6 protein-coding genes are annotated in these 3,455 nt (G+C 36.4%); all 6 read right to left on the reverse strand.

All coding sequences use genetic code 11. From position 1 onward, the window contains the following. Nucleotides 1–188 precede the first annotated feature (188 nt). Nucleotides 189–491 (reverse strand): hypothetical protein, encoded by a 303-nt coding sequence (locus tag ACNA6I_RS22970; protein WP_416314220.1) that lies wholly within the window; start codon nucleotides 489–491, stop codon nucleotides 189–191. Further along, nucleotides 488–751 carry a hypothetical protein gene (locus tag ACNA6I_RS22975; protein ID WP_416314221.1) on the reverse strand — a complete coding sequence of 88 codons (264 nt, stop codon included), beginning with the start codon at nucleotides 749–751 and terminating at the stop codon, nucleotides 488–490. Before ACNA6I_RS22975 ends, ACNA6I_RS22970 begins: the two co-directional genes overlap by 4 nt. Before the next feature lie 180 nt (nucleotides 752–931). Then, nucleotides 932–1,978, reverse strand: coding sequence for a hypothetical protein (locus ACNA6I_RS22980; RefSeq protein WP_416314222.1), 1,047 nt, complete (start codon nucleotides 1,976–1,978; stop codon nucleotides 932–934). Nucleotides 1,979–2,199: 221 nt separating this feature from the next. Next, nucleotides 2,200–2,376: a hypothetical protein gene (locus ACNA6I_RS22985; RefSeq protein ID WP_416314223.1), complete on the reverse strand. Its 177-nt coding sequence runs from the start codon at nucleotides 2,374–2,376 to the stop codon at nucleotides 2,200–2,202. A gap of 265 nt (nucleotides 2,377–2,641) precedes the next feature. Further along, on the reverse strand, nucleotides 2,642–3,220 hold the full coding sequence (locus ACNA6I_RS22990; RefSeq protein ID WP_416314224.1) for a hypothetical protein: 579 nt from the start codon (nucleotides 3,218–3,220) through the stop codon (nucleotides 2,642–2,644). Between the two features lie 33 nt (nucleotides 3,221–3,253). Then, nucleotides 3,254–3,455: hypothetical protein (locus ACNA6I_RS22995; RefSeq protein ID WP_416314225.1), on the reverse strand; the 202-nt coding region annotated here is incomplete at its 5' end.

A 3,455-nucleotide genomic window follows, 5' to 3' on the forward strand; every position in this document is an offset into this window, starting at 1 on the left:
TTTTGTCTTTACTGTACTATACATATTCTTTATTTGTTAACTTATCTCCTTCTTTTGATAATGAAAAAAAACAAAAAATAGTCAGATTCTAAAAGTGAAGGTGTTCCCACTTCCTCGTACTCAGCTCTGGATCGGAGGGGAGCTGAACGAGAAAGGAAACACCTTCACTTTGAACCAGACGCTACGCCTTATTCATCCCCCGCGGGGATATAGGTTATATTTGTACCGTATCGTAAATTTACAATCTTATGGAATGAATACAAGGCAGCAAAACCTTTTTGTCGCTTATCAGCCTTTAGAAATCCAACGATCATACTTATTCGTTCTTCAGGAGTCAAAATGATTTTCACAATATCCTTCAGTTCAGTAAACGTCCAAAGATCAACAGGTTGATCACGACCTGGAGGATCATCAAATGAGTAAATTTCCAATCCACTATTCTTAACTGAATCCTCATCAAAAAATCCATACTCATTTGGTTTCAATATCAAGATTGTACCTTCTCGATCTTGGACACAAATGTATTAAGAACCTCTACATATTTAACACCATTCTTCGTTTCAAACTTTTCAGTTTGAGTTCTGATCGTGATCAAAACCTTCGAGAAATCAAAATTCTTAATTGATTTTTCTTTAACTCCAATACTTACCACCTTGTCACCGGTTTCGTTATCAATGAGAGTATATAAATTCACATTTGCTTTTTCTTCAACTTTTAACACCAAATATTTTTTCTCAATTTCAAATTTCATACATCTTCACCTCCTAGGTTGTACACATATTAATCAGATTCTCTAAAAGGTCAATTTTTTTAAACAAAAAAAAGATGACCTTGATCAAGGTCATCTCAAACATTTCTCAGATTATTTTCAGATATGATTTTCCAGTTAAGTTGAAGGTAATCAAATATTTATATATAATATATTTATCGATTATTTATCGAGTTTTCGTAGGTGATATCTACGGTACTGGATTCGTCCAAAATACTCAGTATCGTATGTGTTGCCAGTTTCATAAAGATCATCGTTAAGGCGAAATTCAATCTTTTGAATTTCGCTTTTTTCTTTGTACTCTACAGGTTCCTTTAAACCTTCACTCCTCAATACCCTTTGTCTTCCCCAAAGTAAATCCATCGATTTTTTCGCCTTCAATTGTGCTTCGAAATCAAACTCTTCTCCTTCTTCTTTAGCGACCTGCTTAAATGACTTCTTCATATACTTTAGTATGTAATTTCCTACATTAAGGCTTCTGTCTATCTTGTTGATCCAGACACCTCCAAGCCCCCAAAGTTGAAGTAGTTTTTCAAAAGGAATATACGGAGCCGACCAAAGTAGATGGTAATGGACAACATAGTTCCTGGACAGAGTTTGAAATTCAATAACCGATACATATTCGATATTTGGTAAAGGTTGATCAGACACCTTCACCTTGTTTTTCTTTCTCCGTTTATTTATTTTATCAACCTCGACCCTCCTTAAATAAGTTCTAACTCGCTTAATAAATTTATTAAATTGCGAGTTCGCATACTCGATATCAACAACATCCTGTTTAAATGTCAAAGTCAAAAATCGTTGCAGCTGTTGCTCATTCGCGTTGACAAGACGCGTGGCCTTTTCAAGAGTTCTTTTGACACTCCGATTTTGATACTCTTCTTTTAATCGAATCTTCTCAGCCTCGAATTTTTTCTTCAGTTCTCCGTGCCGGGTAGCCACCTTAGAGGCTTCAGCTTCCCTTATATCCTCGTATTCTTCCAAAGACAATAATTCAGCCTTATAAGCCTTGTCCAGCGTCCTTAACTGTTCCTGGTACTCTAAGTCTAGTAAATGTTTTTCAAAGTGCTCCTGACGCTTCACAGAGTTTGAGAGATGGGGATCCGCATCCCTTGGCTTCCGAGTATAGCCATACTTCAAGGGTTCTTCATACTCCCAAACCTCTACGATATTACCAGACTTTATTATTTTTTTATTTGTTTCACCCAAGTTTTCACCCCCTTTCAAAATAGAAAACTAACAAAAATCTTGCACGTTTTTTAAGAAAAAAATTCTTTGAAACCCTTGGGGTTATTGACCTCGAACCGGATGCACTCTTATTTTTTTTGTCTCCAGTTCTGTCGGTAGGATAAATTAAAGTAATAGAAGATTTGCTCCGCAAATTTCTATCAAACCCTAACCCCAACCACCCAACAATTTTCCTCCCACTATTATAGATTAGAAGATTTAAATTCAGGGAAATTCTCTATAAATAAATCAAACTGAATTTCTCTAGAAAGCTCCTCCATAAACTCCAACCCAAATCGTTCTACACATTCAGAGAATCCTAGAATATATAAATCTCCGTCCCGATCTCTGGCAACGGGGATCTCATTTCGTTCCAACATCCTATCTAAATCACCTCTGTTCACCCCTCTCACTCCCCTCATATCTAAAACCAAACTAAAGATTTGTAAAGTCAGGAAAACCATCTGACTTTCTCCACTGCGTTTCGACCCTAAAGGGTACAAAACTTTTCGAATGTGTAAAAGGAAGACACCGACACCCGATATACAATAGGCTTTCAAGTATGATCATCTGTCGGATTCCCAGCCTATCACATTCGATCGTTAAGAGAAGCTCTTTCTCCCTCTCCCCTCAACCAATAGGCTGCTAAATTCCCTCTGTCCCAACATCCTCCATAAACCTTTTCAAGGCCATCTCGACCAAATCATTTCTTGTCATTCTCTTTTGTTCAATGATCCGTTTAGAAAAGTCTTCAAAGTCTTCAAAGGTCTTTAGACTAATCTCATACGGAACTTTTTTAGATGGCTTTCGAGGAGGTAAATTATTTAATTGTGTTGTTAAATCAAAATCTTCTTTGAGATCCTGGCGATCTTTAAATAATTCTTTAACAAATTTAATCTCTTCATCAGTAAAATCAGATACTTTTGTTTGAGTTTTTTCAGATTTTTTTCTGACTTTTTTCTGAGGTGCAGAGTAATTCCTTTCCGAATCTTTTCTGGTTTTCCCTCTCCCTAACTTCCTTTGACTGATGAGCTCCCTGAAATCCTGATCAGGCTCAGATCCTTCACCCACGTACTCACGCAATTTGCTTTTATTACTGAACTCGTATCCGTTCTCTTTGAGAATATCGGAAAGCAAATCTTTACTGATCTCAAATTGATCGGCTAGTTCCTGAACTTTCATCTTCTTGGAATTGAGAATCTCAACAACTTCTTGCATCTTCAAAGTTTTCTCTCCCCCTAATTTGTCGTCGTAATTTTATTTTCCTTTTTGAATTTCATCGTACTTTGTCTTGATCAAATTCTGGAGTACATCTGAGATACTTACTTTTCCGACTTCAATTTTCGACCGATAATGTCCAACGATCTCCTCTAACATTTCTTTATTTTCGATGGGAAGTTTCGCATTCAAGTTATATATTTTCTTGCTGTTTTCTTTCATTTTTCTTCCGCCTTTCTTT

It is taken from the genome of Rossellomorea sp. FS2 (assembly GCF_047915635.1).
Lineage (GTDB): Bacteria > Bacillota > Bacilli > Bacillales > Bacillaceae_B > Rossellomorea > Rossellomorea marisflavi_A.